2 protein-coding genes are annotated in these 1,021 nt (G+C 45.8%); both read right to left on the reverse strand.

The genetic code is table 11. The features are described 5' to 3' along the window. The coding region (locus AC2VLY_RS14870; protein ID WP_486922535.1) for a cytochrome ubiquinol oxidase subunit I at nucleotides 1–203 on the reverse strand (203 nt) is incomplete at its 3' end. A gap of 643 nt (nucleotides 204–846) precedes the next feature. Next, nucleotides 847–1,014, reverse strand: a complete 168-nt coding sequence (locus AC2VLY_RS14875) for a hypothetical protein (RefSeq protein ID WP_486922536.1) — start codon at nucleotides 1,012–1,014, stop codon at nucleotides 847–849. Nucleotides 1,015–1,021: the final 7 nt, after the last annotated feature.

A 1,021-nucleotide genomic window follows, 5' to 3' on the forward strand; every position in this document is an offset into this window, starting at 1 on the left:
CCGAAATTGACAATAAAGATTTTTTCAAAGAAACGGTTCAAGCGATACCATCGTTCGTCTCCAGAACGCAGCCAGGCTACTTCCAGCCCGAAAAGGATCCAGGACACCCCGATGGTTAATGGGGTCCAGAGGATATGCATGGATGTAATCCAGGCAAAGTCGAGTCGACTTAACAGGATGGGTAATGAGTTTTCAACAAGCATAACAAACTCCTCGTTTCAAAAGCGGCATTAAAAAAATTGCAGATATACGAGCGAATCTATAGAAGCAATAAATATGCCTGTTATTCGTCCTATAATTAATCAGTAGGTTGTGTTTCAAAAATGATTTTTCGCAAAAAAATAATGGGGGATACAACCGGTTCATGTGGTTTATATAACCCGATTTATGCTCGCAAAGACCAAAAATGACAAAACGCATTTATATCAAGCCAGCTGTCGCCAGAATGGATGGTTCTGCCATTAAAAAAAGATTGTGTTCTGGCGGATGAACAGCAAAGAAGCAGTCAAATAAGGCGTTCACCTGATTACGGCCAAGCAGGAATCAGCGCCCAGATTGTCCAAGCTCAAAAGGTCAACTTGTATAATGCTTTCAGTATATCAATCGGTTAAAGATAAATTGTCAGGGCACAACGGGACAATTCGCGATGCGGAAATGACTAACAAATGCCATTGATAGGCTGTCCTGTCATGTACTGCAAAGGTTTGGTAGGCATAGAATTCTTCCTGCTTGGGACTACAACCGCGAAGTACAGCCCAGACAACAGGTGGCATAAGTGCCCGGTTTCAGCCTGAAAACTGTTTATTCATCGTCGATAGTGTACTGATATCGATCGCACAGGGTGATCTACAACAGGCTGCGTGCAGCCTTGCCGATACCTTCCGCTGACATTGGATGCTGATCGGCAAAGCGGGCCAGGTCATGGGCCGTCATTCCGCCCGCAATGGCCGTGCCGACCTGTCCAATCAGACTGCCTGCGTCAATGCCCACAATCCATGCCCCGCGAATCCGCAAACTGCCG

Source organism: Acidithiobacillus sp. TH-A36, from assembly GCF_057473445.1.